Below are 26,694 nucleotides of genomic sequence, written 5' to 3'. Positions count from 1 at the left end.
GATGAGACCTACGGTACACGTCGCGGTGCCGTGACCGCCACAGCATTGGCGCGGGCGTGTCGGGCGCACCACCACGACGTCGGCTCCGACGACACGGCCGATCGGCGGATCGCACCCCGCACCCGTCTGTCCACAATGTACTAGCGATGCCCGTGACCCCTCCCACCCTCGAACGGGTGACTTGGGCCACCCGGGGAGGGTCCGGGGAACGAACCCGGCCCTCCCGTGGTTGTACGGGGTGGTCGTCAATCTTGTGTCCGTGTTTCCATCGAAGTCTCGCGGGAATGATGTTGCGGACGAAGTTCTTCCTTTGCCTTGCAGGACAAGCTGGAGAAGTCGTCGTCTGGAATCCGACCCGGAGCCCCGACCGGGGCGCCGCAGCCGGCACTGCCAAGGAGAGATCATGACTCAGGGAACCGTGAAGTGGTTCAACTCGGAGAAGGGCTTCGGCTTCCTCGCGCAGGAGGGCGGCCCGGACGTGTTCGTCCACTACTCCGAGATCGAGGGCAACGGCTACCGCAGCCTCGAGGAGAACCAGCGCGTCGAGTTCGACGTCAACCAGGGCCCCAAGGGTCCCCAGGCCGTCGGCGTCCGCGCCATCTGATCACTTCGCAGCCCGTTCGACTTGCTCCTACCAGCGGTGACGCCGGCGGAGACTCGAAACCCGGCGCCCCTCGGTCCAGTCCTGGGCCGAGGGGCGCCGGGCTTCTCCGCACCGGTCGCGCGGGACCCGGGCACCGGAGACCACCCGCGGATCGCCCGTCCGGTGTGATTTTCCGGCGCACCGAAGGAAATGCGTCGCTCCACAATGGAGCTCGGAGGCGTCGCCCGCGCAGGGCCCGAGCACGCGTTGGAGCGCTTCGAGCCCGAGCCGTAGCGGACGTTCATCGGCACGGTCGCCGCGCACGCCCACGGGTGCGCCATGGCGGGCCACTGGGACCAGGCCGTCCGGCCGACGGCCGATGCCGGCTCAGCGTGTACCTTTGGGTGCAGGCGGGAACCGTTCGAGCATCAGTCATGAGTTGCCGGTGTCCCGACCCATCTCGCACCGCCCGGAGATCGACGCGCTCCGCGGGTGCGGACAGGACAGATCCGATGAACCACGTCATGCCGACCACCGAGTCGACCGACGTCACCGAGACCGACGCCGCCGACACCCTTCAGTGCGCCGTGTGCCCGCACCCGTGGAAGTCCCACGACCGGATCGCGATGCGCTTCTGCACCGCGACCGTCAGCGAGAACCACCACCGGGGTTGCGTCTGCGGCTCCTGACTCACCAGGCGTCGCGGCTCCGGTAGGCGGGCTCCGGCTCCTCGTCCTCCACCGGCGCGACCCTCCGGATCACGCGGGGCGGCACGGTGGCGGGCGGTTCCTGCGGCGGCTCGTCGCCGAACACCCGCCGGTCCTCGGCGAGCACCCGGTCCAGCAGCGTGGTGTCGCCCAGCGCCGAGCGGACCACCTCGGCCTGCTTGCGCGCCGCGTCCGCGCGGGCCAGCGCGATCACGCGCAGGGTGGCGGACGACAGCGCCGCCGGGTCCGTCGTGCGCACGGCCGGGCCGAACGCGATCGACTTGACCGCGCCGTCCGACCCCGCGACCACGGTCACCACGCCGTCGTCGGACGTCGCCGTGCCGACCACGTCCCGCAGCCCTTCGGTCATGCGCTGGAACGACTCCGCGCGCAACCGGTTGTCGGCCGCGGCGGTGTCGATGGCCTCGATGCGCCGCAGCAGGATGTCGGCGGACTCCGTCACCGGGATGCCCCCTCGTCCGGTCGGATGGTCTTGAGGAACGCCTGGAAGTCGCCGACCAGGTCCTCGAACTGGCCGGGCGTCGCGCTGAGCACGATCTCCAGCACCGCGCGCCTGCGCTCGTCGCGCACGTCCGCCATCGCCAGGAACACCTGCAGCTGCACCAGGTCCACCGAGCGGTCACCGACGGGCGCGGTCAGCCGCAGCACCTGCGTGTAGGCGGACTCCAGCTCGTTGCGCCGCCCCACCTCCACCGCGCCGACGTCGCGGCGCAGCCTCGCCGCGGTCTGGTCGGCGATCTGCGCCAGCGTCGCGTCGTCGGCCCGGACCTCGCCGCTGATGGTGATGTTCGCGGTGAACCCCGCGCTGGAACCGGGGTGCAGCGCGACGAACGCCGCCTGCGAGGCGCCGACCTCGTCGGGCGGCGCCGAGAGCCACCCGTCGGGCAGCGAGAACTCGATCGGCACCGGAAGGGTGGTGGCCATGCCTGGTGTCCTCCTGGGATAGCTCATCGGCCGAACAGGCGGCCGATCGCGCGGCCGGCGTTCTCCACGCCGCGGCCGACGTCCTTGGCGACCTCGCCGACGTCGTCCGCGACGTCGACCACCGTCTCCACGACCTCGACCGGGTCGACGGTGACGTCGAAACCGACCTTGCCACCCACGCCGAACGCGAGCCCCACCGACCCTCCGATGTGGAACTTGCCGTCCTCGCCCATGCCGAACTGCCCGCTCGCGTGCCCGCCGACACCGGCCCAGGCCTCGCCGTTCACGCCCGCGCCGATGCCGGCGACCTCGGCGCCCGCCTCACCGGACACCTTCGCGCCCGCGAAGGCCTCCGCGTTGCCCTTCGCACCGAGGATCCCGATGGAGCCCTTGGCCTCCGCGGCGGCGCCGATCGTGCCCTCGGCGCTGCCCGAGACGCTCGCGTGCTGCCCGACCTTGATCTCGCCGTCGGCGTACCCGCTGGCCAGGTACGCGCCCGCGTGCGCGCCGACCGACACGCCCGCGTAGCTCGCGGTGGCGGTGTACCCGGCGTCCGCGCCGAGCACGGAGCCGCCGATCCGGCCCTGGCCCGTGACCGGGCCCGCGTGGAAGTCGCCGTCCTTCTCGCCGTGCTTGACGTCGACGTGCTTGTCGTCGCCCCACTCGCGCTCGTGCAGGTCGATGCCGATCTTCTCGGCGATCTCGCCGAGCGCGTCGGTGAGCAGGCGCTTGGACTCGCTGCCGGACTTGCTCTCGTACGAGCGCCCGTTGACGCCGTACTGCCAGCCGCCGGTGTCCTCGCCCTCCTCGTCGGTCTCGCGGTGCGCCGCGCCGTACTTCTCCTTGCCGAACGTCTTCTTGTAGCCGCCCTTGCCGTCGGACTCCCAGCCGAGCGCCTTCGCGACCACGTCGCCGATGCCGGACAGGCCCTTGCGGGCGTCGTCGAGCACCTTCTGGGCCTCCGACGCGCCCGCCTGGCCCGGGTCCTGGAACGGCGCGGTCTGCCCACCGGAGAGCGCGGCGGCGGCGTGCTCGGCGGCGGCGAGCCGGGTCGCCGCCTGCGCCGCCAGGTGCAGCTCGACGGCGCGTTGCGCCTCGCGCTGGCTCGCGACCAGCGCGTCGCCGTAGTCGGCCAGCAGCTGCCCGCCGCCGCCGAGGTCCTCGCCCGCCCGGAGCCACCGGGGCGGTTCGGCCCGGAAGGCCGACCGGAACGCGTCGCCCGCGCCGCCGCTCCAGCCGCCGGGGTCGATCCGGCCGAGGTCCTCGCCCACGGCCACGACCAGCCGCAACGTGCCCACGAGCTGCCGCAGGTCGCCGGTGATCAGCTCGGGCTCACCGGGGACGAGCGCCTTGGGGTCGGTCGTCTCGCCGAGTCGTGCCGCCATCAGGACACCGGCCCTTCCGGGTTGAGCCGGCCGAAGACGTCTGCGCGCGCGTCGTCGACGTCCACATAGGACGATGCCGCCGCGCGCAGCCCGATGGAGTGCTCGTCGGCCTCCCGGCGCAGCCGCTCCACGTAGGCGCGCATCTCCTCGATGAACAGCTCCCACGCGCCGGCGACCCCGGCGTGCCCGTACTCACCGCTCGGCCCGCACCACACCATGCCCGCGGTTCTGTCGCCGACGTCACCGATCTGCCCGGCCGCCCGCCGCAGCTCCTCGGGCACCGCACCGAACCCACTCATGTCCGCCCACCAGTCCACTCGACACCACGCCGTCAGACGGCGCCGGCGCGTCGGCCGTTCCCAGGGGTACAGCTGTATCGGCAGGCGCAGTGCGCGCGCAGACGTTTGGCCGAATCGGGTTCGTGCCGCGGGGCCTCCGGGGCGCGTCAGGGCCTCACGGCGTGCGGCGGAGCGCGGCAGCCGTGGCCGCCATGAGCGACCGGGTGCGGGCGACGGCCGTCGGCGGCAACTCGGCGACGACGTCGGCCAACGACTCCGCGGCGAGCGTGCGCCGCCACGCGTCGTGCGCGGTGGCCATCTTCGCGGCGAGCAGGCACGCGTTGCGGCAGTCCTCGGCGGGCAGCGCGCCCCGGCCACGCTGCCGGATCTCCTGGCACTCGTACGGCGAGGACGCGCCGTCCACGGCCTCCACCACGTGCAGCAGCGTGATCTCCGAGGCGGGCCTGGCCAGCCGGAAGCCGCCGCGCGGACCGGTCGTCGCGGTCAGCACACCCGCCTTGACCAGCCCCTGCAACTGCTTGGCGAGGTAGGGCGCGGGCAGGTCGTAGTACGCCGCGAGCTGGGCCGCCGACGCGGTGGTCCCCGGTTCGAGCTGCGCCAGCGTCGTCGCGCAGTGCAGGACCCACTCCGTGCTCACAGGCAGCTTCACACGGGCCAGTCTATCCAAGATATTGCGGATCTGTTTAGTCCGAGATAGGTTCGGGGCACAGCCCAGCAGCAGCGGAAGGATCGTCATGCGGATCGCAGTCGCCGGCGCGACCGGCAACATCGGCTCCCTCACCGTCGCCAACCTCGAGCGCGACGGGCACGAGGTCGTGCGCATCAGCCGGTCGCACGGCGTGGACCTGTCGACCGGCGACGGGCTCGACGCGGCGCTGGCCGGCGTCGACGCGGTGGTGGACGCGGTCAACGTGCCGTCGGCGGACCGCGCCGAGACCGTGGGCCTGTTCGGCGCGATGACCCGGAACCTGCTCGCGGCCGAGGCGCGGGCCGGCGTCCGGCACCACGTGCTGCTGTCGATCGTGGGCATCGCGGACATCGAGGGCAACGTGCACTACGCGGGCAAGCGCGAGCAGGAACGCCTGGTCGAGGCGAGCCCCGTGCCGTGGACGATCGTGCCGGCCACGCAGTTCCACGACTTCGCCGAGATGGTCGCGGGCTGGACCGAGCGGGACGGCGTCGCCACCATCGCGCCGCTGCTCGTGCAGCCGATCGCGCCGCAGGACGTGGCCGACGTCCTGGCCGAGCTCGCCGTCGGCGAGCCGCAGGGGCGCTACGCGGACGTCGCTGGCCCCGAGACGCAGGACCTGGTCGACATGGCACGGCGCACGCACCAGGCGCGTGGCCGGGACGTGCGCCTCGTGCCGACGTGGTCGGGCGTGTTCGGGCCGGAGATGGCCGGGAACGCGCTGCTGCCCGGCGAGCGCGCCCGGATCGCGCCGACCACGTTCGACGAGTGGCTCGCGAAGTCGGTGTGAACCCCAGCGGGTCCGGCGCCGGTGCTCGACGCCGGACCTGTCGAGGTCAGCGGGTGGCGTCGACGAGCTCCTTGCGGTCCTCCTCCAGCGCGGCGCCCTCCACGTCGAGGGTCGGCAGGCGGCGCAGCCACTTGGGCAGCCACCACGCCTTCTCCCCCAGCAGGGCCAGCGCGGCGGGCACGAGGACCATCCGGACCACGAACGCGTCGAACAGGATGCCGATGGCCAGGGCGAACGCGATGGACTTCATCGGGCCCTCGCCCGCGGGCACGAAGCCCGCGAACACCGAGAACATGATCAGCGCGGCGGCCACGACCACGGGCGCGGCTTGGCGGAAGCCGGTGCCGATCGCGGCCAGCGGCGCCTTGCCGTGGTGGTGCGCCTCGTGCATCCGGGACACCAGGAAGATCTGGTAGTCCATCGCCAGGCCGAACAGGATGCCCACCATCAGGATCGGGGTGAGGCTGAGCAGCGGGCCGGTGCCGTCGAGGTTGACCGCGTCGGCCAGCCAGCCCCACTGGAACACCGCGACCGTCGCGCCGAGCGACGCGCCGATGGTGAGCAGGAAGCCCAGCACGCCGACCAGCGGCACCAGGATCGACCGGAACACCAGCACCAGCAGCACCAGCGCGAGGCCGACGACCAGCGCCAGGTAGACCGGCATGGCCTCGTCCAGGGCGACGGCCACGTCCACGCTCACCGCGGTGGCGCCGGTGACGTAGGTGGTCGCGCCGTCCACGTCGGCCAGCCGTTCGCGCAGGTCGGTGACCAGCTGCTCGGTGGCCTGCGTGGCCGGGCCGGACTTCGGGATCACGGTGAGCATCGCGGCCGTGCCGTCGGCGTTCGGCGTCGGCGGCGTGACCAGCGCGATGTCCCCCGCGCCCTGGATGGTCGCGACGGCGGCCGAGGCGGTGGCGGCGGCGCCGTCGCCCTCGAACAGCACGACCAGCGGGCCGTTGAAGCCCTCGCCGAAGCCCTCGGCGAGCAGCCGTTCCGCGCGGGCCTGGCTCGACTCGGCGGCCGGCGCCGCGACCAGGGTCGTCTCCATCGACAGCACGGGCACGGCGACCGCGCCCAGGCCCACGACCGCCAGCAGCAGCGCCACGACCCGGTTGCGGGTGACCGCGCCGATCCAGCCGTGGAAGAAGCCGCGCTCGGGCGCGTCCGTGGCGGGCTCGGCGGGCGCGTCGCGCTCCTTGCGCGGCAGCACGCGGCGGCCGAGGTAGCCGAGCACGGCGGGCACCAGCGTGACGGCGACGAGCACCGCGACCACGATCGTCAACGCGGCGGCGACGCCCATCTGGGTCAGGAACGGGATGCCGACCACGGCCAGGCCCGCCAGCGCGATGACCACGGTCAGACCGGCGGTCACGACGGCGGAGCCCGCGGTGCCGACGGCCGTGCCGATCGCGTCGCCCACGTCCCGGCCCCGGCGCAGCTCCTGCCGGTAGCGGTTGATGATGAACAGGGCGTAGTCGATGCCGACCGCCAGGCCGAGCATCGCGGCCAGGATCGGGGTGGTGGACTGCAGGTCCATGAAGCCGGTGGCGATGGTGACGCCCAGCGCCCCGATGCCGACGCCCACGGAGGCGGTCAGCAGGTTCATGCCGGCCAGCACGAGCGAGCCGTAGGTGACGGCCAGGACCAGCAGCGCGATGACCACGCCGATGACCTCCGCCGGACCGCCGACGTGCGGCGGGGCCTGCGTGGCCTCGCCGGTGGCCTCCACGGTCAGCCCGGTCACCTCGCGCGTGGCGTCGAAGAGCGCGGTGCGCTGCTCCTCGGTGACCTCGCCGACCTGGGCCTCGTAGGTGACCGTGCTGTAGGCGACGTCCTGGTCCGCGTTCACGGTCGGCGCACGCGGGTCGAGCGGGTTGCTCGCGGACGTCACGCCGGGCAGCTCGGACAGCTCCCGCACCAGCCCGGCGAGCTTCGCGGCGTTCTCGGGCGAGGTGACCTGCTGCCCGTCCGGAGCCCGCACGACGACCCGCGCGGTCGCGCCGCCGCCCGTGCCGAACTCGTCGGAGATCTTGTCCAGCGCGGTGGTCGACTCCTGCCCCGGGATGGAGAAGGAGCCGGAGGTCGTGCCGGCCAGCGTGACCGCGCCGAACGCCGTGCCGCCGAGCACGAGCAGCCACAGCAGGACGACGACCAGGCGGCGCCGGTGCGCGCCGAAGCCGAGTCGGTAGAGCAGACGTGCCATGGGAGTCAGGCCTCCGGGTGGGATGGGTCTCGGTGCCCGAGCGCGTCGAGGCAGGTGGCGATGATGTGCGGCCGCCACGCGGTCTTCTCGCCCGTGTGGTTGGCGGCCAGGCTGAGCACGGCCAGGGCGCTGAGCATGCCGATCACGCGGACCAGCCGTGCCGTGTCGCGCGTGTCCTGCTCGACGCCGAACACCGCGAACACGTGCTGGGACAGGGCGTCCAGGTCGCCCTCCACGTCCTCGGCGCCCAGCAGGCTGATCGCGCGGGACTCCAGCGCGATCAGGCCGGGCCGGTCCAGGGCGAAGTCGACCAGCAGCTCCACCGCCCGCCGGTCCCGCGCCGGACCGGCCGGCGCCTGCGCGGCCTGCGCGAACAGCTCCCCGCTGTGCGTGCGCCCGACGTCCCGCGCGGCGTCGAACAGCGCCTGCTTGCTCGGGTAGTGGTGCAGCAGGCCGGCCTTCGACAACCCGACCGCGTCGGCCAGGTCCTTCACCGACGTGTGGTCGAACCCGTGCCGGGCGAACAGACCTGCCACGCGGTCCAGCAACTGGCCCTCGGTCAGCGCGCGTGCCATGCCTCCCACGGTACGTACTTACCGACCGATCCGGTCGGTAAGCCGACCGATCCGGTAGGTGGCTTCCGTCACCCCGCGCCCAGGGCAGGATCTGCACCGTGAGCGAACCGGACCGGCTCTCATTGCTGTGGGAGCAACACCTGCGCGCGACGTTCCCGCCGCACCTCCGCGGTCGAGACGTCGCCGGAGAGGACGTGGTGATGCTGGACGCGGACATCGCGGGCTGCGTCTCTTCGGCGTTGTCGGGACACCTCGACGAACGGCGTCACCGGGTCCTGGTGAGGTGCCTCGGGGCCGTCGAGAAGGTCATACCCTCGATCGGCGAGGACGGCGGCGCACGCGAGTACCTCGAACGCCTGCGGGAGATGGCCGAGTCGGCGATCCGGCCCGGTGACGCCGAGACCGCGCCGGATCGGTGATCGCAACCGGCCGTGCGGTGGCGCTCCCGCCCACGTGGGATCAACCGATCGCGACCACCCGCGCCCACGCCGGTGGCGAGTCCGGCACGTAGTCGGGATCGTCCTCGCGCGGTCGAGGCGGTCGGGAGAACAGGCCCACGACCGTCCGGCACGGTGGACGGGCGCCGGGCCAGGGCGTCTGCCCGTCGGTCAGGGCCACGACGACGTCGGGGCGGGGGCTGCCGCGCAACGCCTTGGCGAAGCCGCTGCGCAGGTCCGTGCCGCCACCGCCCACCAGCGGGATCCCCTCGGCACGGCACAGCGGGTGCGTGACGTGGGCGGCGGCGTCGCACGACAGCACCGAGACGAGGTCGCGCCGGCCGCCCACCGCGCGGACGATCGCGGCGATCTCGACGATCGCGCTGCCCAACTCGTCGTCGCTCACCGACCCGGAGGTGTCGACGATCACGCAGACGCGAGGCGGCCGCCGCCGCAGGCTCGGCAGCACGACCCCGGGCAGGCCGGCCGACCTGCGCGAGGGCCGACCGTAGGTGTAGTCCTCACCCACACCCGGCCCGGACACCGCCGAGCGGACCGCCGCGCCCAGCAGGTCGCGCCACGGCTGCGGCGGGTGGAACACCTCCTGCGCCCACCGTCGCCAGCCCTTCGGCGCGTTGCCCGGCCGGGCGGTGAGGCCCTGCGCCACCCGGAACCGGACGGCATCGCACTCCTGCGCGGTGAGCCCGTCGGCGCCGTCCGGCCCCACGTCCCACTCCCGCTCCAGCCCGTCGGCGCCGCTGCCGCAGTCCAGCCAGCCGTACCGGTCGGTGTGCGGCCCGAGCCGGAACTGGCGCAGGTAGTCCTCCATCAACTGCCCCTCGGGCAACCTGAGCATGGCCGGCTCGACGGCGCCCGCCGGCTTCGCCAACCCCTCGCCGAACACGTCGTCGTTGATCTCGCAGTCCGCGGCGATGTTCATCCGCAACCGCTCCCCCGGCCCGGTCAGCCCGTGCTCGGCCGCGAACCGGTCGCCGCGCCCGTGGTGGTCGCGCAGCAGGTGGGCGACCTCGTGCACCCAGACCCCGGCCAACTCCTCCAACGGGGTGCGGTCCACGAACGCCGGCGAGACGTAGCAGCGCCAGTGCCGGTCCACCGCCATCGTCGGCACTCGCCGCGACCGCACCACGTGCAACGCGAACAACGCCGTCGCCAGGTACGGCCGGCTGCGGACCGCGTGCAACCGGGCGGCGAAAAGCTTCTCCTCGTCCAGGCTCGTCGGCGTCATCGGCGGGCACCCGCGCCGACGACCGCCGCTGCCCGGTCCGCCCGCCGCGACAGCGACACCACACCGACCAGCCGCTCGATCGCCGCCGGCACCTGCCAGTCCTCGCGGCGCAGCGCGGCCAGCGTGGACGCCGGCACGACCACCAGGTCCGGCGCGCCGGTCTCCAAGGCCAGCACCAGCAACGACCACGCGGCGTCCCAACGGGACCGATCCGGCCGCCTGCGCACCGCCTCCACCACGCCGTCGAGCACCGTCTGGCGCAGGTCGCCGCGCTCGGGCAGCACGGCCGCCGCCGGATCCGCGAGCAGCGCCTCGGGATCCGGCAGGTCCATCCGGTCCAGGCTCGCCAACAGCTCCAGGCCCGGCCCATCGCCCACGGTGGCCCGCACCAGCATCGACAGCACCTCCCGGGAGGCGTCCGCCGCCGTGGCGAAGGCGATCAGCCGCAGCGCCATCTCCCAACTGCGCGGCGACGGCCACGCACCGCCGCGGCCCGCTTCGCTCTTCGGCAGCTGGTGCACCAAACCGGGACGTGCGGCCAGGAGTCCGCACACCGCCCGTCGGGCGAACGCCACGGCCTCGGCCAGCCGTCCCGGGTCCAGCCGCGGCAGCGACGCTCGCGGCCACGTCCCACCCAGCCCGCGCACCACGACCTCGTGGTCGTGGGCCCACCGCAGGTGGACGAACCGGTTGGCCAGCGGTGGGCTGAGCTCCCAGCCGTCGGCCGCGGAGGAACGGGGGTTGGCGGCGGCCACGATCCGGACACCGGGCGGGAGCCGCAGCGCGCCGATCCGGCGTTCGAGCACCACGCGCAGCAACGCGGCCTGGACCGCGGGCGGCGCGGTGGACAGCTCGTCGAGGAACAAGAGCCCTCGCCCCGCCCGGACCAGGCGCACGGCCCAGTCGGGCGGGGCCATCGGGACTCCTTGCACGGCCGGGTCGTCACCGACCACAGGCAGCCCGGAGAAGTCCGAGGGCTCGTGCACGCTGGCGATCACCGTGGTCAGCGGCAGGTCCAGCGCGTCGGCGAGCTGGTTCAGCGCCGCGGTCTTGCCGATGCCCGGCTCGCCCCACAGCAGCACGGGCAGGTCGGCGGACACGGCCAGGGTCAGGGCTTCCAGCTGGATGTCGGGACGCGGCTCGGTGGTCGTGTCCTGGAGCAGGGCGAGCAGGGCGGCGGCGGCGTCCATGGGTCGGACGTGGGCCGCTTCAACGGAAGTGGGCATGTCGGATCACCTTTGGGGTCGAGTCGAAGGGGGCCGTGGTCGGCCGGTGGGTGGAGCCGGGTGCGAGGTCAGCGACTGATCGCGTGGCGCGGGTGGGACCGGACGTCGCGGCGGCGGGCGTCCTTGACGACCGGCGCACGCCCGGCGCCGGCGAGTCCGGCCCGGAACAGCCCGTGCGCCACCCGACGACGCGCCGCCGTCTCCAGCTCGTCGCGCAACGCACCGCTGCGGAGCAGCACCTCCGGGCCCAGCAGGCGTTCGACGATCGCGAGGGCGCCGGCGGTGTCGCCGTGGTCCAGCCGGGCGCGAACGTCCACAAGGGATTCCGGGCGCCGGTGCACGTCGTCGATCACCCGCAGGCACGGCAACGGCGTGCCGCCCAACGCGACCAGCAGCTCCTCGCGGCGGATCTCGTCGGGGTCGTGGTCCAGCGGGACGAGCACCCCGTCCACCACGCCGATGCGGTGCGTGGCGCCGCGGCACTCGACCAGGCGTGCGTGCTCCGGGCCGTCGGGGCTCGGTGACGGGCGGGAGGGCCGGTGATCGGGCAGGAGTGCCGACGCGACAAGGGGGTGCAGCCGGTCGGCGTCGATCAACCCCGTCCGGAGCAGCTCCAGGTCGGGTAGCACCCGGGTCGCGGCGTCGGGCAGGACCGGCCACGCACGGCCGCGACCTCTCGGCGGAGCCACCGTGATCCCCGCGCCCGGGTCCAGCACCAGCCGGCGCCGGCTGTCGAGCCGCACGGTGACGACGCCGTCCGCACGTCCGTCCGCACGTCCGTCCGCGCGCAGCAGCAACGCCGCCTCCGCCGGCCACCGGTCGACGGCGAAGCCGCTCAGCTCCGCCGCCACCCCGTCCGGGATCACGGGTGGCGCGGGATCACGGCCGGTGGGCCGTTGCCCGGACCGCTCCCCCAGCTCACCGGCCCTCCGCACGTCCCACAGGTGGCGGTGCAGGTCGAGGCGGAACCGCCGGTCGGGCCGGGGGTGGGGGTGCAGGCCGGCCCCGTCCCCCGGTCGGGACGGCGCCCACAGCGCAAGGCTGATCCGCTGGCCGGCGCCGGCCCAGGACGGCGGGGTGCGCGCGACGAGGTGCAGCTCGCCGCCGCTGTCGGCCGTCGCGGGATAACGGGCCAGGGCAACGGTGAGGCCGGGCCGCAGCAGGCCGTCCGGGGCGATCCTCGGGAAGTGCCAGCGCAGCAGGTCGGGAGCCAGGTGACGGAGGTCGGCGCGGACCCGGGCCGCGAGGAGCCGGCCGTGGGCGCGACCCGCGGTTCTCAGGTCCAGGTCCACGTCGACGCGTGCGGCGGCGCAGGCGCCGGCCCAGTCGCCCACCAGTCGGCGGGCGGTCGCTGACTCGATCATCGGCGGCGGCACGGCGAACTCGCGCACGTGCGCCCAGAAGAAGAGGCGGTCGTCCTCGTTCGCGGTCAAGGGGAGCATCAGCACTCACCTTGCGCGAAGAGAACCTCCGATCCGTTCACGTAGGTAACCATCGCCGCGAGCGTACCAGGATCGACAACGGGCGGACCCGGTTCTGTTACCTCTTCCCGCCGGCTCCCGTCATACCGGCGACGACCGGGTGCACCCACCGGTCGTCGGACCCGAGTGGACGGAGAGCAGGATGCTGACCAACCTCATGTACGTGACGGTCTACGTCACCGACCAGGACCGCGCGCTGGAGTTCTACACCGAAGGGCTCGGCTTGGCGAAGCACGTCGACTACCCCGGCCCGGACGGGCGCTTCCTCACCGTGGGCGCACCCGGCAGTCCGGTCAAGATCATCCTGTGGCCGCACGCGCCGGCCGCGGGGCACCCCGCCGAGCCGGGCGCCGCGCCCGGTCCGCTCATCCTCGAGTCGGACGACCTGAGGGCGGACTTCGAGGTGTTCCGCCGGCGGGGCGTGACGTTCGTCGAGCCCGAACCGGTGGATTACCCGTTCGGCGTGCGCGTCGAGGCGGTGGATCCCGACGGCAACCGGATCTCGTTGCGCCAGCAGCCCCGCGGAACCGGGAAGTGACCGACCCCGGCCGGCGGGACCCGGTGGCCGAGGCGTTCGAGGGGCAGCGGGACCGGTTGCGCGCGATCGCCCACCGGGTGCTCGGATCGGACGCCGACGCCGAGGACGTGGTGCAGGAGGCCTGGCTGCGGCTCTCCCGCCAGGACGCGGCGGCCATCGGGAACCTGGCCGGCTGGCTGACCACGGTGGTCGGCCGGATCAGCCTGGACGTCCTGCGCGCGCGCCGGGCCCGTCCCGAGGCGTCCTACGACAGCGGGCCGCCCGAGCTCGTGGTGACGGCCGACGACGGCGGCGGCGCGCCGGAGGACGACGTGGCGCTGGCCGACTCGGTGGGGCTCGCGCTGCTCGTCGTGCTGGAGTCGCTGCGGCCGAACGAGCGGCTGGCGTTCGTGCTGCACGACCTGTTCGCGGTGCCGTTCGACGAGATCGGCCGGATCCTCGGCAAGTCGACCGACGCCACCAAGATGCTCGCCAGCCGCGCCCGCGGGAAGGTGCGGGCGACCGGCCGGCCGGCGGGCGTCGGGCGGGAGCAGCGGGAAGTCGTCCAAGCCTTCCTGGCGGCCGCTCGCGACGGCGACTTCGAAGGGCTGCTGCGCGTCCTCGACCCCGAGGTGCGGCTGACCGCCGACACCCCCGACGGCCAGGTCGTCGTCCTCGGCGCCACCAAGGTCGCCACTGGCGCCCGACTGTCCGCCGGCGCGGCCGGCCACGGTCGGGCAGTAGTCGTCAACGGGCGCCCGGGCCTGCTGTCCTGGCACGACGACGGCACCCCTCTGGCCGTCATGGCCTTCACCGTCGTCGGCGGCCGGATCGCCGAGATCACGATCGTGACCGACCCGGCCAAGCTCGCGTCGACGACCCTGCCGAAGCCACCGTGAGGGCGGGCGTGTTCCAGCGCGGCCCGGCCTCGACCCGAACACACCCGCCGCATACCTCGCGCAGTCGCCGCAGGAACTCAACGGTCAGCCGAGCATTACCACGCGGTTAGCGGACAGGTTCGAGACAGCGCGTCTACAAAGGACTCGTCCGCCTTGCACGCCTCCACCGAGGCGGACCGACAACCGCCGACCAAACGACCCGGCTCTGACCCCTGAGGACGCACCCACCCCGACACCCGACGAACCGGCCAGCCGGAACAAGATCGGCCCCTGACCCGAAGAGCACGGGTCAGGGGCCGAGCCAGGTGAAGTGCGAATGTGCCCCCGGTGCGACTCGAACGCACACTGGACGGATTTTGAGTCCGCTGCCTCTGCCGATTGGGCTACGGGGGCCGGCGGGAGCACTGTACTCGATCAGGTTGCCCGGCCGCCGTACGGGGTGGCGGCCGGGCGCGTGGCGGTCAGGAGCGGACCAGGCGGGTGATCGCGGCGGAGGCTTCGGCGATCTTCTCCTCCGCCACCTCGCCCCCCTCGGCCACGGCCTGCGCCACGCAGTGCTTCAGGTGCTCGTCGAGCAGACCCAAGGAGACCGCCTGCAACGCCTTCGTCGCGGCGGAGATCTGGGTCAGCACGTCGATGCAGTACTCGTCGTTCTCGACCATCCGCTGGAGGCCGCGGACCTGCCCCTCGATGCGGCGCAATCGCTTGAGGTACGCGTCCTTGTCCGCCGTGTAACCGAGCATCGCTCCCGACCTTCCCTACCCTGGGCGGGTATCCGAGTCCAGGATAGGCCACTCGACCGGGTGTGACCGGCACCACGGGGTGACGGCTCGCGGGCCGCACATTTCGGCTCCGTGCGGTTTGTGTCGCGAAATGACCCGTCCGGGGGCATCACTCACATTTTCACCGCGAAAGGTTAGGCGATATTCCTCTCGTGCACTATGGTGTCGACCTAAGCGTGTGGCGCAGAACTAGTCGAGGGCAGCACGCGCTATGCGAGCACACACGGAGGAACAGTGGCACAGCAGACCGTCGTCCAACTCATCGACGACCTCGACGGCAGCGAAGCCGCCGAGACCGTGACCTTCGCGCTGGACGGTGTGGAGTACTCCATCGACCTCTCCAAGGACAATGCGGACAAGCTCCGCGAGTCCCTGGCCGACTTCGTCGCCAAGGCGCGCCGCGCAGGTGGCCGCAAGCAGCGCAAGGGCACCGGCAAGAGCACGGTAAAGGCTGGTGACAAGGCGCAGGCCCAGGCCATTCGGGACTGGGCTCGCGCGCAGGGCCACCAGATCTCCGACCGGGGCCGCATTCCCCAGGGTCTGGTCGTGCAGTTCCAGGAAGCCCACGCTTCCTGAGCCACGTCGTTTTCCCCTGCGGCGGACCACCCCTGCCGCAGGGGAAAACAGCAGGTCAGGAGCGCTCAGGCCGGCGAGGTGCGCCCCGGGAACTCCACGCCGGCCAGGCTGAGCAGGGCGGTCGCCTTGACCGCGGTCTCCTCGAATTCCTCCGCGGGGTCGGACAGCGCGATGACCGCGCCCCCGACCCCGAAACTCACCTTGTCCCGGTCCACGACCAGCGTCCTGATGACGATGCTGAAGTCGGCCGTTCCGGAGAGTGAGAAGTAACCGAGCGCCCCGGAGTAGACACCCCGGGGCCCGGCTTCCAGCCCGTCGATGATCTGCATTGTCCGGATCTTGGGCGCGCCCGTCATGGACCCGCCGGGGAACGCCGCCCTAACCACCCGCGCGGCGGAACTACCGGAACGCAGCCGAGCCCGAACGGTGCTGACGAGCTGGTGCACTGTCGCGTAGCTCTCCACCTCGAAGATCCTGGGCACCTCGACGCTGCCGACTTCCGCGCAATGACCCAGATCATTGCGGACCAAGTCCACGATCATGAGGTTCTCGGCGCGGTCCTTCGCGCTGGCAGCCAAGGCCCTGCGCAAAGCCCCGTCCTCGGCGGCGGTCGCCCCGCGGGGGCGCGTGCCCTTGATTGGCTCGGATTCGACGACACCCTGTCGGTCGACCCGGATGAACCGCTCGGGTGAAGTGCTGAGCACGGAGAGCGCACCGAAACGGAGCAACGCCCCGAACGGCGCGGGGCTTTCCGCGCGCAGGAACCGGTAGGCGTCCCACGGGTCGACCGGCCCGCGCCACGTCACCGTGTTCGTCAAACACACCTCATAGGTCTCGCCCGCCGTGATGGCCTCCTGGCAAGCCGCGACCAGCTTCAAGTAGTGCGAACGGCCGTGTCGCGGCTGCACCGAGTCCGCGCGGGCCGGGCGCGGCGGCGCCGCCGGCGGCGCGGTGAACCGACGCAGGAAATCGGCCGTTCGGCCCAACCACCCGTCCTCGTCGGACAACGCCAACAGGTAGACGCACCGGGAATCGTGGTCGAAAACCAGCGCCCGGTCGGCGAACACGAATGCCGCGTCCGGCTGCTCCGAACGGTGCGCCGCCGCACCGCCGCATTCCGCCTTGAGCTCGTACCCGAGGTAGCCCACCCAGCCGAGCGCGAACTCGAACGGCACGTCCGGCGGCGCCACCCGCCACGCCGCCAGGTCGGCCTCCAGCCAGTCGAAGAACGGCCCGGGACGCGTCACCCCGTCCACCGTCACCTCGCCGGTCCACACGTCGTACGTCGCCACGCGCGCCAGCGGCCCGGACGCGTCGCCCATCACGGAGAACCGGCCACGCTCCCCGACGAGGCTGCTGTCCAGCCAGAACGCGTCGTGCGACGACCCGTACAGGGCCGCGTGGACGTCCTCGGGCGACGGGTGCACGTCCACCCGCCGCACGAGCACCTCACGGACCGGCTCACGGGCCCGAACGGGAGGCGCGGGGAGCTCGGGGAGCGCCGGCACGACGGCGGCGGCGTCGGTCAGGTCGCGGAAGTTGGCCAGCAGCTGGTGGCCGTGCGACGTGCACACCGACTCGGGGTGGAACTGCACACCCCAGGCGGGCCGCGACCGGTGCCGCACGCCCATCAGCACGTCGTCGGACGACGCCCAGGCGATCGGCTCCAGCGACGGCGGCAGGTCCGACACGGCCAGCGAGTGGTAGCGCACGACGGGCAGCGGCGACGGCAGGCCGGCGAACACGTCCACCCCCGTGTGCCGCACGTGGTCCACCACGCCGTGCCTCGGCGTGACCAAGCCCACGGACGCACCGTGCGCGAGGCACAGCCCTTGGTGACCCAGGCAGACACCCAGAAGGGGGATGTCGGCGTGCTCGATCACCGCCCGGCACAGGCCGAAGTCGGCGGCGCGCTGCGGCCGGCCCGGTCCGGGCGAGATCACCACGTTGTCGAACCGCCGCAGGTCGGACAGCCGGAACCGCGGGTCGTCGTTGGTGATGACGACCGGTTCCCGCCCGTTCACCTGAGCCAGGTACTGGAAGAGGTTGAACGTGAACGAGTCGTAGTTGTCGATGAGCAGCGTCCGCATGGCAAACAGCACGGTACCTGCACGAACACCCGGACGGAGTACCCACGGACGAGGGAGGGGACGACACCGGGAGACGACCCAGGACGCCGAAGAGGCCGGGCGCGTCGTGGCGCCCGGCCTCCCCGTCCCCGGCGGTGGCTCAGTCCAGGTGGAACTTCGGGTCCGCGGCGATCGCCGCGAGCTGCGCGCCCGTCAACGCCGGCCGGGACAGCGCCGGGTGACCGGACTCCAGGTACTCGCTCGAGTACGCGACGGTCACCAGCGTGCCGTCCGGGTGCCGGTAGAACGCCCCGGCGTCCATCGTGTTGCCGCCCGCGTCCGGGTCGGCGCCGGTGACGACGCCGACCTTCTTGCCGCCGACGTCGATCACCTCGCACGTCCCGCCGGTGACCGGGTACGGGTACTTGGTCGCCGCCTCGCACCCGACGAGGTCGCCGAGCCGGGTGTTGCCCTTGGTCTCGACCTTGATGGACAGCTCGCCGACGCCCGACTCACCGGTGATCACGACCGGTGTGCGCGCCTCGTAGTCCCAGACCTCCAGGTCGCCGACGTACTCGGCGAACTGCGCCTGGCGCCAGGTCATGGGGCCGTAGTCGGCGAACCCGATCCGGGTCCGGTCCTCGGCCTTCACGCCGGGCGGCAGCGACGAGGCCAGGTCGTTGAGCAGCTTGGCGCCCTTGTCGGCGCGCGGCCCGCTGGTCGAGGTCCGGTCGCTCTGCCCGTTCGGCCACCGGGTGCTCGTGTCCGACGGCGGCGGTGACCCGCTGGGCGGCATCACGGTCACCGACGGCGACTCGGACGGCGGCCGGTCGGTCGGCGTGACCCGCGGCCCGGACTCCGACGGCTGCCCTCCCGCCACCTGGACGACGTCGCCACCGCCGCCGGTCAGGGTCGGCACCAGCACGGCGCCGACCGCGATGGCCACCACCGCGAGGCCCGCGACCGCGCCGCCCCAGGTGGCCTTCCGCCGGCGCTGGGCACGTCGACCGCCCTCCAGCGCGGCCTCGGGGCTCATGGGCGGCGGCGGGCTGCTCGCCACCATCACTTCCTGCAACGCGCTCTTCAGCTCGTGCTCGTTCATCGCACCTTTTCTCCCTGCTGGGGGGTGATCAGGCCGCGCAGCGTCTGCAGCCCCCGCGCGGCCTGGCTCTTCACCGTTCCTTCGGAGCAGTCCAACGCCCTGGCGGTCTCCTCGACCGACAGGTCTTCCCAGTACCGCAGCACGAGCACGGCGCGCTGCCTCGGCGGCACCTGGGCCAGCGCCGCGAGCAGCACCAGCCGGTCCTCCGCCGAGCCGCGCGCGACGGCCGCCACGTCGGCGGTCGTCTCGCTCACCCGCTCCTTGCGGAACCAGCCCCGGCGCAGGTCGGACACGAACGTCCGGACGAGCGTCTGCCGGGTGTAGGCGTCGAGTGCCTCGTGCCGGTTGATCCGGCGCCACGCCACGTAGAGCTTGGCGAACGTGGCCTGGACCAGGTCCTCGGCACGGTGCCAGTCGCCGCACAGCAGGTACGCCGTGCCGCGCATGGCCTCGGACCGCGCCGCGAAGTACTCGGCGAACGCGGCGTCCCGATCACTCATCTGTCCTCCCCCGTGCTGCGGTACGAGGTAATCACGCTCACGGGCGGCCACGGGGTTGCATCCCCGCTCGGGGATTCGTGGAAACTGGACTCACCACCACTGGGGAGGCCCGGCCTTGATGTTCTTCGTGCTGTTCGCGGTCGTGATGGGCGTCGCCCACTACTACATCTGGACGCGTGCCGTGCGGGCCACGACCCGACCCGGGCGCGGCCGTCGGATCGGCACCGGGGTGGTGCTCTTCCTCTACGTGCTGGTGATGACGGCGCTGTCGGTGGCCGGGATCGGCGGGTCGGGGTTCGCCGTGGTCCTGGCCTGGCCGGGGTTCATCTGGCTGGCGTGCGCGTTCTACTTCGCGGTGATCCTGGCCGTGCTGGAGATCCCCCGGCTGGTCCTGAACCGCGCGATGCGCGAGCACGAGGTGCCGGCCGCGGTCGGCGCGCCCACCGCGGAGGTGGAGGCGCCCGCGGCCACGCTCGCCGGGCAGCCGGCCGACCCGGGCCGACGGCTGTTCATCGCCCGGTCGCTCGCCGTCGCGGGCGGCGTGGCCACGGTCGGCGTCGTCGGCTTCGGCACCACGCAGGCACTGGGCGACCCCGTGGTCAAGCGGGTGCCGGTGACCCTGGGCAAGCTCGACCAGCGGCTGTCGGGCTACCGGATCGCGGTGGTGAGCGACATCCACCTGGGGCCGCTGCTCGGCCGCGAGCACACCGAGCGGATCGTGCGCATGATCAACGAGCAGCAGGTGGACCTGGTCGCCATCGTCGGCGACCTGGTCGACGGCACGGTGGCCGAGCTGGGCGAGGCGGCGGCTCCGCTGCGCGACCTCGTGAGCACGCACGGCAGCTTCTTCGTCACCGGCAACCACGAGTACTACTCGGGCGTGGAGCCGTGGGTGGCGGAGCTGGAGCGGCTCGGGGTGAACCCGCTGCGCAACGAGCGGCTGCGGATCGAGCGGGCCGGCGCGTCGTTCGACCTCGCGGGCGTCAACGACGTCACCGGCAAGAACGTCCAGGACGGTCCCGACTACGCCCGCGCGCTGGACGGCCGCGACACGTCCACGCCGGTCGTGCTGATGGCGCACCAGCCGGTGCAGGTCCACGAGGCCGCCAAGCACGGGGTGGACCTGCAGCTGTCCGGGCACACGCACGGCGGGCAGATGTTCCCGTTCCACCTCGCGGTGGGCTTGCAGCAGCCGGTGCGCAGCGGGCTGGAGACCGTCGACGGCACGCAGGTCTACACCAGCAACGGGGCCGGGTTCTGGGGTCCGCCGGTGCGCGTCGGCGCGGCGCCCGACATCTCCATCGTGGAGCTGCGTCACAAGTTCGCCGGCTGATAGCGCTTTTTTCGCCTTCACCACCTAGAGTGGACCGCCGTGCCCGAACACGGTCGGACCGTGCCTGATCACGGTCGCGAAGGGGGACCCCTAGCGAGATGACGACGAGCTTTGCCGACGAACGGCTTCACGAGGCAATGGCTCGTATTCGTCGTTTCCTGGACCACGACCGCCCCGACACGCCCTGCCTCGTCATCGACCTGCCGACGGTGCGGGACCGGTTCACGGCGATCCGCGCGGCGCTGCCGCGGGTGGGGATCTTCTACGCGGTCAAGGCGAACCCGACGCCCGAGGTGGTCGAGCTGCTGGCCGCCGAGGGGTCCAGCTTCGACGTCGCCAGCCCCGCCGAGATCGACCTGTGCCTGGCGCGGGGCGCCGCGCCCGAGGCCGTCTCCTACAGCAACCCGATCAAGAAGGCGCGCGACATCGCCTACGCCTACGGGCGCGGTGTGCGACTCTTCGTGTCCGACAGCGAGCAGGACGTGCGCGCGCTGGCCGAGCACGCGCCCGGCTCGTCCGTGCTGCTGCGGATCTTGGTCGACAGCAACGGTTCCACCTACCCGTTCGGCAAGAAGTTCGGCTGTTCGCCCGAGATGGCGACGGATCTCCTGCGGTTGGCCGCCGAACTCGGACTCGTTCCGCTCGGCGTGGCCTTCCACGCGGGGTCGCAGCAGCTCGACCCGAACGGCTGGGACGGCGCGATCGCCGACGCCGCCGTCGTCATCGGGAAGCTGCGCGCCGAGGGGCTCTCGCCGACCACGGTCAACCTCGGCGGCGGCCTGCCCGCGGGCTACCTGACGCAGCCGCCGCCGCTGGCCGAGTACGCCGCGGCCATCACCGCGTCGATCGCCCGCCACTTCGGCGCCTTCGCGCCCGAGGTGATGATCGAGCCGGGACGCGCTATCGTGGCGGAGTCCGGTGTGATCCGCTCCGAAGTGGTGCTGGTGTCCCGGAAGTCCTATTCGGACGAACGGCGCTGGGTCTTCCTCGACATCGGCCGCTACGGCGGCCTCGCCGAGACCGAGGGCGAGGCCATCGCGTACCCGTTGGCCACCAGCCGCGAGGGCGTGCCGCAGACCGGGGCGCCCGTCGGCCCCGTCGTGCTGGCGGGTCCCACGTGCGACGCGGACGACGTGCTGTACCAGAACACGTGCTACGAGCTGCCGCTGGAACTGCGCGCGGGCGACCACGTCGACCTGCTCGGCGCGGGCGCCTACACGGCCAGCTACTCGTCGGTGGCGTTCAACGGCTTCCCGCCGTTGGCCACCCACTGCGTGCGATGAGCGCGCCCCCGCCTGTCCGCTGCTGTGCCCCTCCTGAAGATGTTTGGAGTGATTGATGTCCGAACTCCCGTGCGAATCCGAGCCGGTTGGCTTGTTCGCAGGACAGCACGTGCTCGCCGAGCTCGAAGGCGTGAGCCCGGAACTGCTCGACGACGAGCGGTTCCTGCGACACGCGCTCGGTGAAGCGCTCACCCAGGCTGATGCCACGGTGTTGGAGGTGGTCTCCAAGCAGTTCGAGCCGCAAGGGGTCACCGTGCTGGCCCTGTTGTCGGAGTCGCACGCGTCCATCCACACGTACCCCGAGGTCGGGGCCGTGTTCGTGGACGTGTTCACCTGCGGCACGCGCGCCAAACCCGCGCTCGCGGTGCAGTTGCTGGCCGAGGCGCTGGGAGCTGTGTCGGCACGGACGGACATGATCAGCCGGGGCCACCGCGTCCCCGCGCTCGTCGGTGAGGAGAAGGCGTCTTGATCCGCGAACCGCTCGCGGCCGGTATGACCAGGCACTGGGACGTCGACGAGGTCGTGGTCGACACCCGGACCGAGTTCCAGCACCTGGTGATCGCCCGCACGTCCCAGGGGTTGTCGCTGTTCTGCGACGACGACCGGCAGAGCACCGAGTTCAGCCAGCTGACCTACCACGAGGCGCTGATGGTCCCGGCGCTGCTGCTGGCCGACCGCGTCGACCGGGTGCTGGTCATCGGGTCGTCGGAGGGCGTGGTGTGCCAGATGGCGGTGGCCGCCGGCGCTTCGGTGGTCGACCACATCGACATCGACGCCCAGGCCGTGCGGCTGTGCGCCGAGCACCTGCCCTACGGGTACACGCTCGACGAGCTCGCGCTGGCCGAGAAGGGCGAGGGCCCGATCCACGTCCGGTACATCGACGGCTACGAGTACATCCGGACGACGTCGGAGCGCTACGACATCGTCCTGGTGGACCTGCCGGACGAGCGCGAGGAGGAGGCGCAGCACAACCGCTTGTACGGCGCCGAGTTCCTGGCCATGTGCAAGGCGCTGCTCACCCCCGGCGGCGTCGTGGTGTCCCAGGCGGGCTGCCAGACGATGTGGCGCAACACCACGCTGATCCGCATGTGGGAGCGGTTCAACGAGGTGTTCGGCACGGTCGCGTACTACGGCTCGGACGAGCACGAGTGGGCGTACCTGTTCGGGCGCGCCGACGAGGTGGCCGACCCGACCGCGCTGATGGTCGAGCGGCTGCCCGCGTGCGGCTACCAGCCGGAGTCGATCGACGACCTGGCGCTGGTGGGCAACTCGATCCCGCCGTACCAGGTCCGCCACTCGCTGGCCTGACGCGTGGCTCGAACGGGGCCGTCCTCCTCGCGGGGGACGGCCCCGTTCCGCGTTCAGGCCAGGGCGCGGCGCAGGAAGTCGACCTGGAGCAGGAGCAGGTTCTCGGCCACCTGTTCCTGCGGGGTCATGTGGGTCACGCCGGACAGCGGCAGCACGGTGTGCGGGCGGCCGGCGGCCAGCAGGGCCGAGGACAGGCGCAGGGTGTGCGCGGCCACCACGTTGTCGTCCGCCAGGCCGTGCACGATCATCAGCGGGCGCTCGAGCTTCGGCGCGTCGGCGATGAGCGAGTTGGCGTCGTAGACCTGCGGCTTCTCGGCCGGGTGGCCCAGGTAGCGCTCGGTGTAGTGGGTGTCGTAGAGCCGCCAGTCGGTGACCGGCGCGCCCGCGATGCCCGCGTGGAACACGTCCGGTCGGCGCAGCACGGCCAGCGCGGCCAGGTAGCCGCCGTAGGACCAGCCCCGGATGCCGACCCTGGTCAGGTCGAGGTCGGGTTCGCCCTTCGCGACCGCGTGCAGGGCGTCCACCTGGTCCTCCAGGGTGGCGCCGGCGAAGTCGAACGCGATCTCCCGCTCCCACGCCGGACCGCGACCGGGCGTGCCGCGGCCGTCCACGACGAGGACCGCGAAACCCTGGTCGGCCAGCCACTGCGAGGCCAGGTAGGCGTTGCGCGCCGACACCACGCGCTGCGCGTGCGGACCGCCGTACGGGTCGAGCAGGACCGGCAGCTTCGTGCCCGGCACGTGGCCGCGCGGGAACAGCAGCGCCGCCCTCAGGTCGCGCTCGCCGACGGTCAGCAGCCGCACTTCCGGTGCCAGCACGGGGGTTTCGGCGAACGTGCCGATCTCACCGCCGGTCGACACGGTGACCTTCGGCCCGAAGTGGTCCATCGACGAACGGGACAGCACCAGCACGCCGCCCGCGCGCGTCGCGCCGTGCACGCCGTCCTCAGTGGACAGTCGGGTGATCTCCTCGGGGCCGACCAGGAAGACGTGCGTCTGCGTCGGGTCGTCGGTGGACGCGGTGACCAGCGCGCCGTCGCCGTCCACGTCGAGCACCGCGCGGACCTGGAAGCCGTCCGGCGTCCACGGCCGGTCGCCCACGACGAGCCGGTTCGCGTCGCCGATCGGCAGCACGCGCAGCAGTTCGCCGTCCGGGGTCCAGCGCGGCGCGCCCGGCACGATCTCCAGCCAGTGCGGGTCGGTGTCGTCGGCGACCACCTCGGTGGCACCGGTCTCCACGTCGACCGCGAGCACCCGGACGCGGCGCTGGTCGCGTGACTGGACCTGCACCAGCGGCTTGCCGTGCGAGGTCCACGACACCGCGTTGACGTACGGGAAGGCGTCGCGGTCCCACGTCACGTCGGTCCGGCCGGCGCCGAGGACGGCCAGCTCCACCACGGCGTTGGCCTCGCCGGCGGCCGGGTAGGCGATCTCGGCGGCGGGCGTGCCCGGGTTCGCCGGGTCGGCGATGTGCCAGCGCGGCACGGGTGCGTTGTCCACCCTGGCCGCCAGCACGTGCTCGCCGTCCGGGGAGAACCAGTAGCCCCGGTGGCGGCCCATCTCCTCGGCCGCGATGAACTCCGCGAGGCCCCACGTGACGTCCGGGCCGTCCGGCGACGCGACCACGCGGTCCGCGCCGGACTCCAGGTCCACCACGTGCAGCGCGCCCGCGGCCACGTAGCCGACCTTGCGGCCGGTCGGGTCCAGCCGGGGGTCGACCACCGGGCCCGCGACCGGCAGCTCGCGGACCGCGGCGGTGGCGAGTTCGACCACGAAGAGCCTGCCGGACAACGCGAACACCGCCTGCCGCGCGTCGCCGTCGGTGGCGTAGCCGACGATCCCGGCGGCCGACTCGCGGGTGCGCTCGCGGCGTGCCCGTTCCTCCGGGGACAGGTCCTCGGGGTCGGTCAGCAGGACGCCGGGGTCGGCCAGCAGCGTCTCGGACCGGGTCGCGGTGTCGAACGCCCACAGGCCGTTCGCCCGGCTCGTGGCCGTGGCGGTGCGGAGGAAGTACACCTTCGCGCCGTCCGGCGACGCGGTGAACGTCCGGGGTGCGCCGAGGGTGAACCGCTGGGTGCGCGCGTGCTGGCGCGGGAAGGAGATCTCGTTGCCCACCCGGACACCCTATGTCCCCGGCCGGCCGGCGGTCAGGCGATGCGACGGTGCCCTGCCTTGGCTGTGGTCAGGCGAGGCGACGACCGTCCGACCGGCGGTGCGGCGGTGCGGCGGCGGTGCCCGGTCGTGGCGGTGGGCGACCCCTGTCTTGGTCCGCGTCGTCGAGGCGGGCTGAACCGCGTCGGCGGACGGGCCGTAGTCGTGGGTGGAGCGATCGACGGACCGAGGAGGAGTTGAGTGTGATCCGACGAAACCGCATCGCCATCGCCGTCGCGGGTGGCATGGCCGCCGTGCTCGCGCTGGTCATGTGGACTTCCAACGCCACCGGCCTGCAGGGCAGGACGGTCGCGCAGACCGAGCAGGTCGGCGCCGCGGCCCAGGGCGACTACGGCGACGTTCAGGAGCCCTTGGCCCCTCCGACCAGCGAAGAGGCGGCGCCTGTCGAGGAGCCCGCCGCCGACGCGCCGGAGGGCCAGGCCGCGCCCGCGCCGTCCGGCCCGCAGGTCACGCTGGTCGGCAAGAGCGTGCCCAAGATGGGCGAGGTCGTGCAGGACGGTGACGGCCGCACGCTGTACCGGTTCGACAAGGACACGCCGGACCCGGCGAAGTCCAACTGCGAGGGTCAGTGCGCCGTGACGTGGCCCCCCGTGCTGTCCGACGGCAAGCCGCAGCTGCAGGGCGTCGACCCGGCGCTCGTGTCGACGGTGAAGCGGGCCGACGGCACCGACCAGGTGACGCTCGACGGCTGGCCGCTCTACACCTACGCGAAGGACGAGGCGCCCGGCCAGTGGAAGGGCCAGGGCGTGGGCGGCACGTGGTTCGTGGTGCAGCCCGACGGCAAGCGCAACGTCGAGTGCCTGCCGCCGGGGGTGACGCCGCCCGCCGCCTAGTCCACTGTGCCTCGCCCTGATCCCCCGGCCCGGGGTTGGCCGGGGGATCAGGGCGTCGCATCGCGGACCGTGCGGCTCGAAGTGGCGTCAGAGGGTGCGGACGGCCTCGGCGAAGTCCAGGCGCGGGTTGCGCGGGTGGGTGCCGGAGTGGTCCGGGTGACCGATGTTGACGATCACCAGGGGCAGCTGGTTGGTGCCGGCGAAGAACTCGCCGCGCACGCCCTCGGCGTCGAAGCCGCTCATCGGTCCGGCGGCGAGGCCCGCCGCGCGGACGCCGACGATGAAGTAGCCGGCCTGGAGCAGTGCGCTCGTCTTCGCCGCCTCGGTGCGCCCCGCGTCGTCCGCGAACGCCGCCTTCGCGCCCGGGTAGTGCGGGAACGTCGTGGCCAGGTGCTCGTGGAAGTCGGTGTCGGCCGCCAGGATCGCGGTCACCGGCGCGGCCAGGGTCTTGGCCCGGTTGCCCTCCGCCATGTGGGGCGCGAGCCGGGCCTTGGCGTCCTCGCCCCGGATGAGCAGCACGCGCAGCGGCTGGCTGTTCATCGCGGTCGGGCCCCACTTCACGAGGTCGTAGACGTCGCGGAGCTGCTCGTCGGTCACCGGCTCGTCGGTGAACGCGTTCGCCGTGCGGGCCTCGCGGAACAGCAGGTCCTGCGCTTCGCGTGGGAGGGCCAGCGTGTCGAGGGTGGCGGTCATGGTGCCTCTTTCGGTTGTCCCGTACGCGGGTTGCGCACGGGACAACCTCCAGTAAGCGCGAGC

The 26,694-nt window shown here is 72.8% G+C and carries 28 protein-coding genes and 1 tRNA gene; 12 read left to right on the top strand and 17 right to left on the bottom strand.

From position 1 onward, the window contains the following. Positions 1 to 403: 403 nt before the first annotated feature. Both ABTZ99_RS02495 and ABTZ99_RS02490 read left to right on the top strand, forming a co-directional pair. Positions 404 to 604, top strand: a complete 201-nt coding sequence (locus ABTZ99_RS02495) for a cold-shock protein (protein ID WP_230566948.1) — start codon at positions 404 to 406, stop codon at positions 602 to 604. Between the two features lie 491 nt (positions 605 to 1,095). Beyond that, on the top strand, positions 1,096 to 1,272 hold the full coding sequence (locus ABTZ99_RS02490; protein WP_498783005.1) for an RGCVC family protein: 177 nt from the start codon (positions 1,096 to 1,098) through the stop codon (positions 1,270 to 1,272). Position 1,273: 1 nt separating this feature from the next. On the opposite strand, the gene ABTZ99_RS02485 is transcribed toward ABTZ99_RS02490, so the two are convergent. The 5 genes from ABTZ99_RS02485 to ABTZ99_RS02465 all read right to left on the bottom strand — a co-directional run bounded on the left by ABTZ99_RS02485 (position 1,274) and on the right by ABTZ99_RS02465 (position 4,568). Next, a complete protein-coding gene (locus tag ABTZ99_RS02485; RefSeq protein ID WP_498783003.1) occupies positions 1,274 to 1,753 on the bottom strand; it encodes a YbaB/EbfC family nucleoid-associated protein in 480 nt (159 codons plus the stop codon). Beyond that, a complete protein-coding gene (locus tag ABTZ99_RS02480) occupies positions 1,750 to 2,235 on the bottom strand; it encodes a hypothetical protein (protein ID WP_499607551.1) in 486 nt (161 codons plus the stop codon). Before ABTZ99_RS02480 ends, ABTZ99_RS02485 begins: the two co-directional genes overlap by 4 nt. 23 nt (positions 2,236 to 2,258) lie before the next feature. Then, on the bottom strand, positions 2,259 to 3,620 hold the full coding sequence (locus tag ABTZ99_RS02475) for a putative T7SS-secreted protein (RefSeq protein WP_498782999.1): 1,362 nt from the start codon (positions 3,618 to 3,620) through the stop codon (positions 2,259 to 2,261). Further along, entirely contained in the window at positions 3,620 to 3,919 is a 300-nt protein-coding gene (locus tag ABTZ99_RS02470) for a hypothetical protein (protein ID WP_499607548.1), read from the bottom strand. The genes ABTZ99_RS02475 and ABTZ99_RS02470 overlap by 1 nt, the downstream gene beginning before the upstream one ends. A gap of 154 nt (positions 3,920 to 4,073) precedes the next feature. Next, complete coding sequence (locus ABTZ99_RS02465) at positions 4,074 to 4,568, bottom strand: RrF2 family transcriptional regulator (RefSeq protein WP_498782996.1); 495 nt, start codon at positions 4,566 to 4,568, stop codon at positions 4,074 to 4,076. 85 nt (positions 4,569 to 4,653) lie between these two features. Here ABTZ99_RS02465 and ABTZ99_RS02460 point away from each other — a divergent pair, with 85 nt between their 5' ends. After that, positions 4,654 to 5,397 carry an SDR family oxidoreductase gene (locus ABTZ99_RS02460; RefSeq protein WP_498782994.1) on the top strand — a complete coding sequence of 248 codons (744 nt, stop codon included), beginning with the start codon at positions 4,654 to 4,656 and terminating at the stop codon, positions 5,395 to 5,397. Between the two features lie 46 nt (positions 5,398 to 5,443). Here the strand turns inward: ABTZ99_RS02460 and ABTZ99_RS02455 are convergent, their stop codons facing one another. Together ABTZ99_RS02455 and ABTZ99_RS02450 are read right to left on the bottom strand one after the other, a co-directional pair. Then, the gene (locus ABTZ99_RS02455; RefSeq protein ID WP_499607545.1) at positions 5,444 to 7,600 is read right to left on the bottom strand and encodes an MMPL family transporter; all 2,157 of its coding nucleotides are present in this window, start codon (positions 7,598 to 7,600) and stop codon (positions 5,444 to 5,446) included. A gap of 5 nt (positions 7,601 to 7,605) precedes the next feature. Beyond that, positions 7,606 to 8,175 (bottom strand): TetR/AcrR family transcriptional regulator, encoded by a 570-nt coding sequence (locus tag ABTZ99_RS02450; protein WP_499607542.1) that lies wholly within the window; start codon positions 8,173 to 8,175, stop codon positions 7,606 to 7,608. Between the two features lie 98 nt (positions 8,176 to 8,273). On the opposite strand from ABTZ99_RS02450, the gene ABTZ99_RS02445 reads away from it, so the two are divergent. Next, positions 8,274 to 8,594: a hypothetical protein gene (locus tag ABTZ99_RS02445; protein WP_499607539.1), complete on the top strand. Its 321-nt coding sequence runs from the start codon at positions 8,274 to 8,276 to the stop codon at positions 8,592 to 8,594. A gap of 40 nt (positions 8,595 to 8,634) precedes the next feature. Here ABTZ99_RS02445 and ABTZ99_RS02440 read toward each other — a convergent pair whose 3' ends face one another. From ABTZ99_RS02440 to ABTZ99_RS02430, 3 genes are all read right to left on the bottom strand, one after another. Next, on the bottom strand, positions 8,635 to 9,858 hold the full coding sequence (locus tag ABTZ99_RS02440; protein WP_499607536.1) for a vWA domain-containing protein: 1,224 nt from the start codon (positions 9,856 to 9,858) through the stop codon (positions 8,635 to 8,637). Continuing rightward, positions 9,855 to 11,084, bottom strand: coding sequence for an AAA family ATPase (locus ABTZ99_RS02435; protein ID WP_498782985.1), 1,230 nt, complete (start codon positions 11,082 to 11,084; stop codon positions 9,855 to 9,857). The genes ABTZ99_RS02440 and ABTZ99_RS02435 overlap by 4 nt, the downstream gene beginning before the upstream one ends. A gap of 68 nt (positions 11,085 to 11,152) precedes the next feature. Beyond that, positions 11,153 to 12,526, bottom strand: a complete 1,374-nt coding sequence (locus tag ABTZ99_RS02430; protein WP_499607533.1) for a hypothetical protein — start codon at positions 12,524 to 12,526, stop codon at positions 11,153 to 11,155. A gap of 181 nt (positions 12,527 to 12,707) precedes the next feature. Between ABTZ99_RS02430 and ABTZ99_RS02425 the strand changes: the two genes are divergently transcribed. Beyond that, on the top strand, positions 12,708 to 13,103 hold the full coding sequence (locus ABTZ99_RS02425) for a VOC family protein (protein WP_498782981.1): 396 nt from the start codon (positions 12,708 to 12,710) through the stop codon (positions 13,101 to 13,103). Continuing rightward, positions 13,100 to 13,981 (top strand): sigma-70 family RNA polymerase sigma factor, encoded by an 882-nt coding sequence (locus ABTZ99_RS02420; RefSeq protein WP_499607530.1) that lies wholly within the window; start codon positions 13,100 to 13,102, stop codon positions 13,979 to 13,981. The genes ABTZ99_RS02425 and ABTZ99_RS02420 overlap by 4 nt, the downstream gene beginning before the upstream one ends. Positions 13,982 to 14,300: 319 nt before the next feature. On the opposite strand, the gene ABTZ99_RS02415 is transcribed toward ABTZ99_RS02420, so the two are convergent. Next, a tRNA-Leu gene (locus ABTZ99_RS02415) sits at positions 14,301 to 14,374 on the bottom strand. Between the two features lie 68 nt (positions 14,375 to 14,442). Beyond that, positions 14,443 to 14,724 carry a metal-sensitive transcriptional regulator gene (locus ABTZ99_RS02410; protein ID WP_053722042.1) on the bottom strand — a complete coding sequence of 94 codons (282 nt, stop codon included), beginning with the start codon at positions 14,722 to 14,724 and terminating at the stop codon, positions 14,443 to 14,445. A gap of 273 nt (positions 14,725 to 14,997) precedes the next feature. Here ABTZ99_RS02410 and ABTZ99_RS02405 point away from each other — a divergent pair, with 273 nt between their 5' ends. After that, positions 14,998 to 15,339, top strand: coding sequence for a histone-like nucleoid-structuring protein Lsr2 (locus ABTZ99_RS02405; RefSeq protein ID WP_015104119.1), 342 nt, complete (start codon positions 14,998 to 15,000; stop codon positions 15,337 to 15,339). Between the two features lie 65 nt (positions 15,340 to 15,404). Here the strand turns inward: ABTZ99_RS02405 and pabB are convergent, their stop codons facing one another. The 3 genes from pabB to ABTZ99_RS02390 all read right to left on the bottom strand — a co-directional run bounded on the left by pabB (position 15,405) and on the right by ABTZ99_RS02390 (position 19,010). After that, positions 15,405 to 17,429, bottom strand: coding sequence for an aminodeoxychorismate synthase component I (pabB, locus tag ABTZ99_RS02400; protein ID WP_499607526.1), 2,025 nt, complete (start codon positions 17,427 to 17,429; stop codon positions 15,405 to 15,407). Between the two features lie 139 nt (positions 17,430 to 17,568). Continuing rightward, positions 17,569 to 18,510 carry a hypothetical protein gene (locus ABTZ99_RS02395; RefSeq protein WP_499607524.1) on the bottom strand — a complete coding sequence of 314 codons (942 nt, stop codon included), beginning with the start codon at positions 18,508 to 18,510 and terminating at the stop codon, positions 17,569 to 17,571. Beyond that, entirely contained in the window at positions 18,507 to 19,010 is a 504-nt protein-coding gene (locus ABTZ99_RS02390; protein ID WP_498782973.1) for a SigE family RNA polymerase sigma factor, read from the bottom strand. The genes ABTZ99_RS02395 and ABTZ99_RS02390 overlap by 4 nt, the downstream gene beginning before the upstream one ends. A 118-nt stretch (positions 19,011 to 19,128) precedes the next feature. Between ABTZ99_RS02390 and ABTZ99_RS02385 the strand changes: the two genes are divergently transcribed. From ABTZ99_RS02385 to ABTZ99_RS02370, 4 genes are all read left to right on the top strand, one after another. Next, positions 19,129 to 20,343 carry a metallophosphoesterase gene (locus ABTZ99_RS02385; RefSeq protein ID WP_499607521.1) on the top strand — a complete coding sequence of 405 codons (1,215 nt, stop codon included), beginning with the start codon at positions 19,129 to 19,131 and terminating at the stop codon, positions 20,341 to 20,343. 137 nt (positions 20,344 to 20,480) lie between these two features. Then, complete coding sequence (locus tag ABTZ99_RS02380) at positions 20,481 to 21,626, top strand: type III PLP-dependent enzyme (RefSeq protein ID WP_499607517.1); 1,146 nt, start codon at positions 20,481 to 20,483, stop codon at positions 21,624 to 21,626. 55 nt (positions 21,627 to 21,681) lie between these two features. Next, on the top strand, positions 21,682 to 22,095 hold the full coding sequence (speD, locus tag ABTZ99_RS02375) for an adenosylmethionine decarboxylase (RefSeq protein ID WP_498782968.1): 414 nt from the start codon (positions 21,682 to 21,684) through the stop codon (positions 22,093 to 22,095). After that, complete coding sequence (locus ABTZ99_RS02370) at positions 22,092 to 22,934, top strand: spermidine synthase (RefSeq protein WP_498782967.1); 843 nt, start codon at positions 22,092 to 22,094, stop codon at positions 22,932 to 22,934. The genes speD and ABTZ99_RS02370 overlap by 4 nt, the downstream gene beginning before the upstream one ends. Positions 22,935 to 22,987: 53 nt before the next feature. Here the strand turns inward: ABTZ99_RS02370 and ABTZ99_RS02365 are convergent, their stop codons facing one another. Then, positions 22,988 to 25,048, bottom strand: a complete 2,061-nt coding sequence (locus tag ABTZ99_RS02365; protein WP_498782965.1) for a S9 family peptidase — start codon at positions 25,046 to 25,048, stop codon at positions 22,988 to 22,990. A gap of 239 nt (positions 25,049 to 25,287) precedes the next feature. Here ABTZ99_RS02365 and ABTZ99_RS02360 point away from each other — a divergent pair, with 239 nt between their 5' ends. After that, on the top strand, positions 25,288 to 25,938 hold the full coding sequence (locus ABTZ99_RS02360; RefSeq protein ID WP_498782963.1) for a hypothetical protein: 651 nt from the start codon (positions 25,288 to 25,290) through the stop codon (positions 25,936 to 25,938). An 87-nt stretch (positions 25,939 to 26,025) separates the two neighbouring features. Here ABTZ99_RS02360 and ABTZ99_RS02355 read toward each other — a convergent pair whose 3' ends face one another. Beyond that, positions 26,026 to 26,631: a malonic semialdehyde reductase gene (locus ABTZ99_RS02355; RefSeq protein WP_499607513.1), complete on the bottom strand. Its 606-nt coding sequence runs from the start codon at positions 26,629 to 26,631 to the stop codon at positions 26,026 to 26,028. Positions 26,632 to 26,694 lie beyond the last annotated feature (63 nt).

This window comes from Actinosynnema sp. NPDC002837 (genome assembly GCF_040295345.1).
In the GTDB taxonomy this organism is placed as follows: Bacteria; Actinomycetota; Actinomycetes; order Mycobacteriales; family Pseudonocardiaceae; genus Actinosynnema.
The sequence above is the reverse complement of the archived record's forward strand: the minus strand, read 5'-3'. Positions and strand labels throughout refer to the sequence as shown.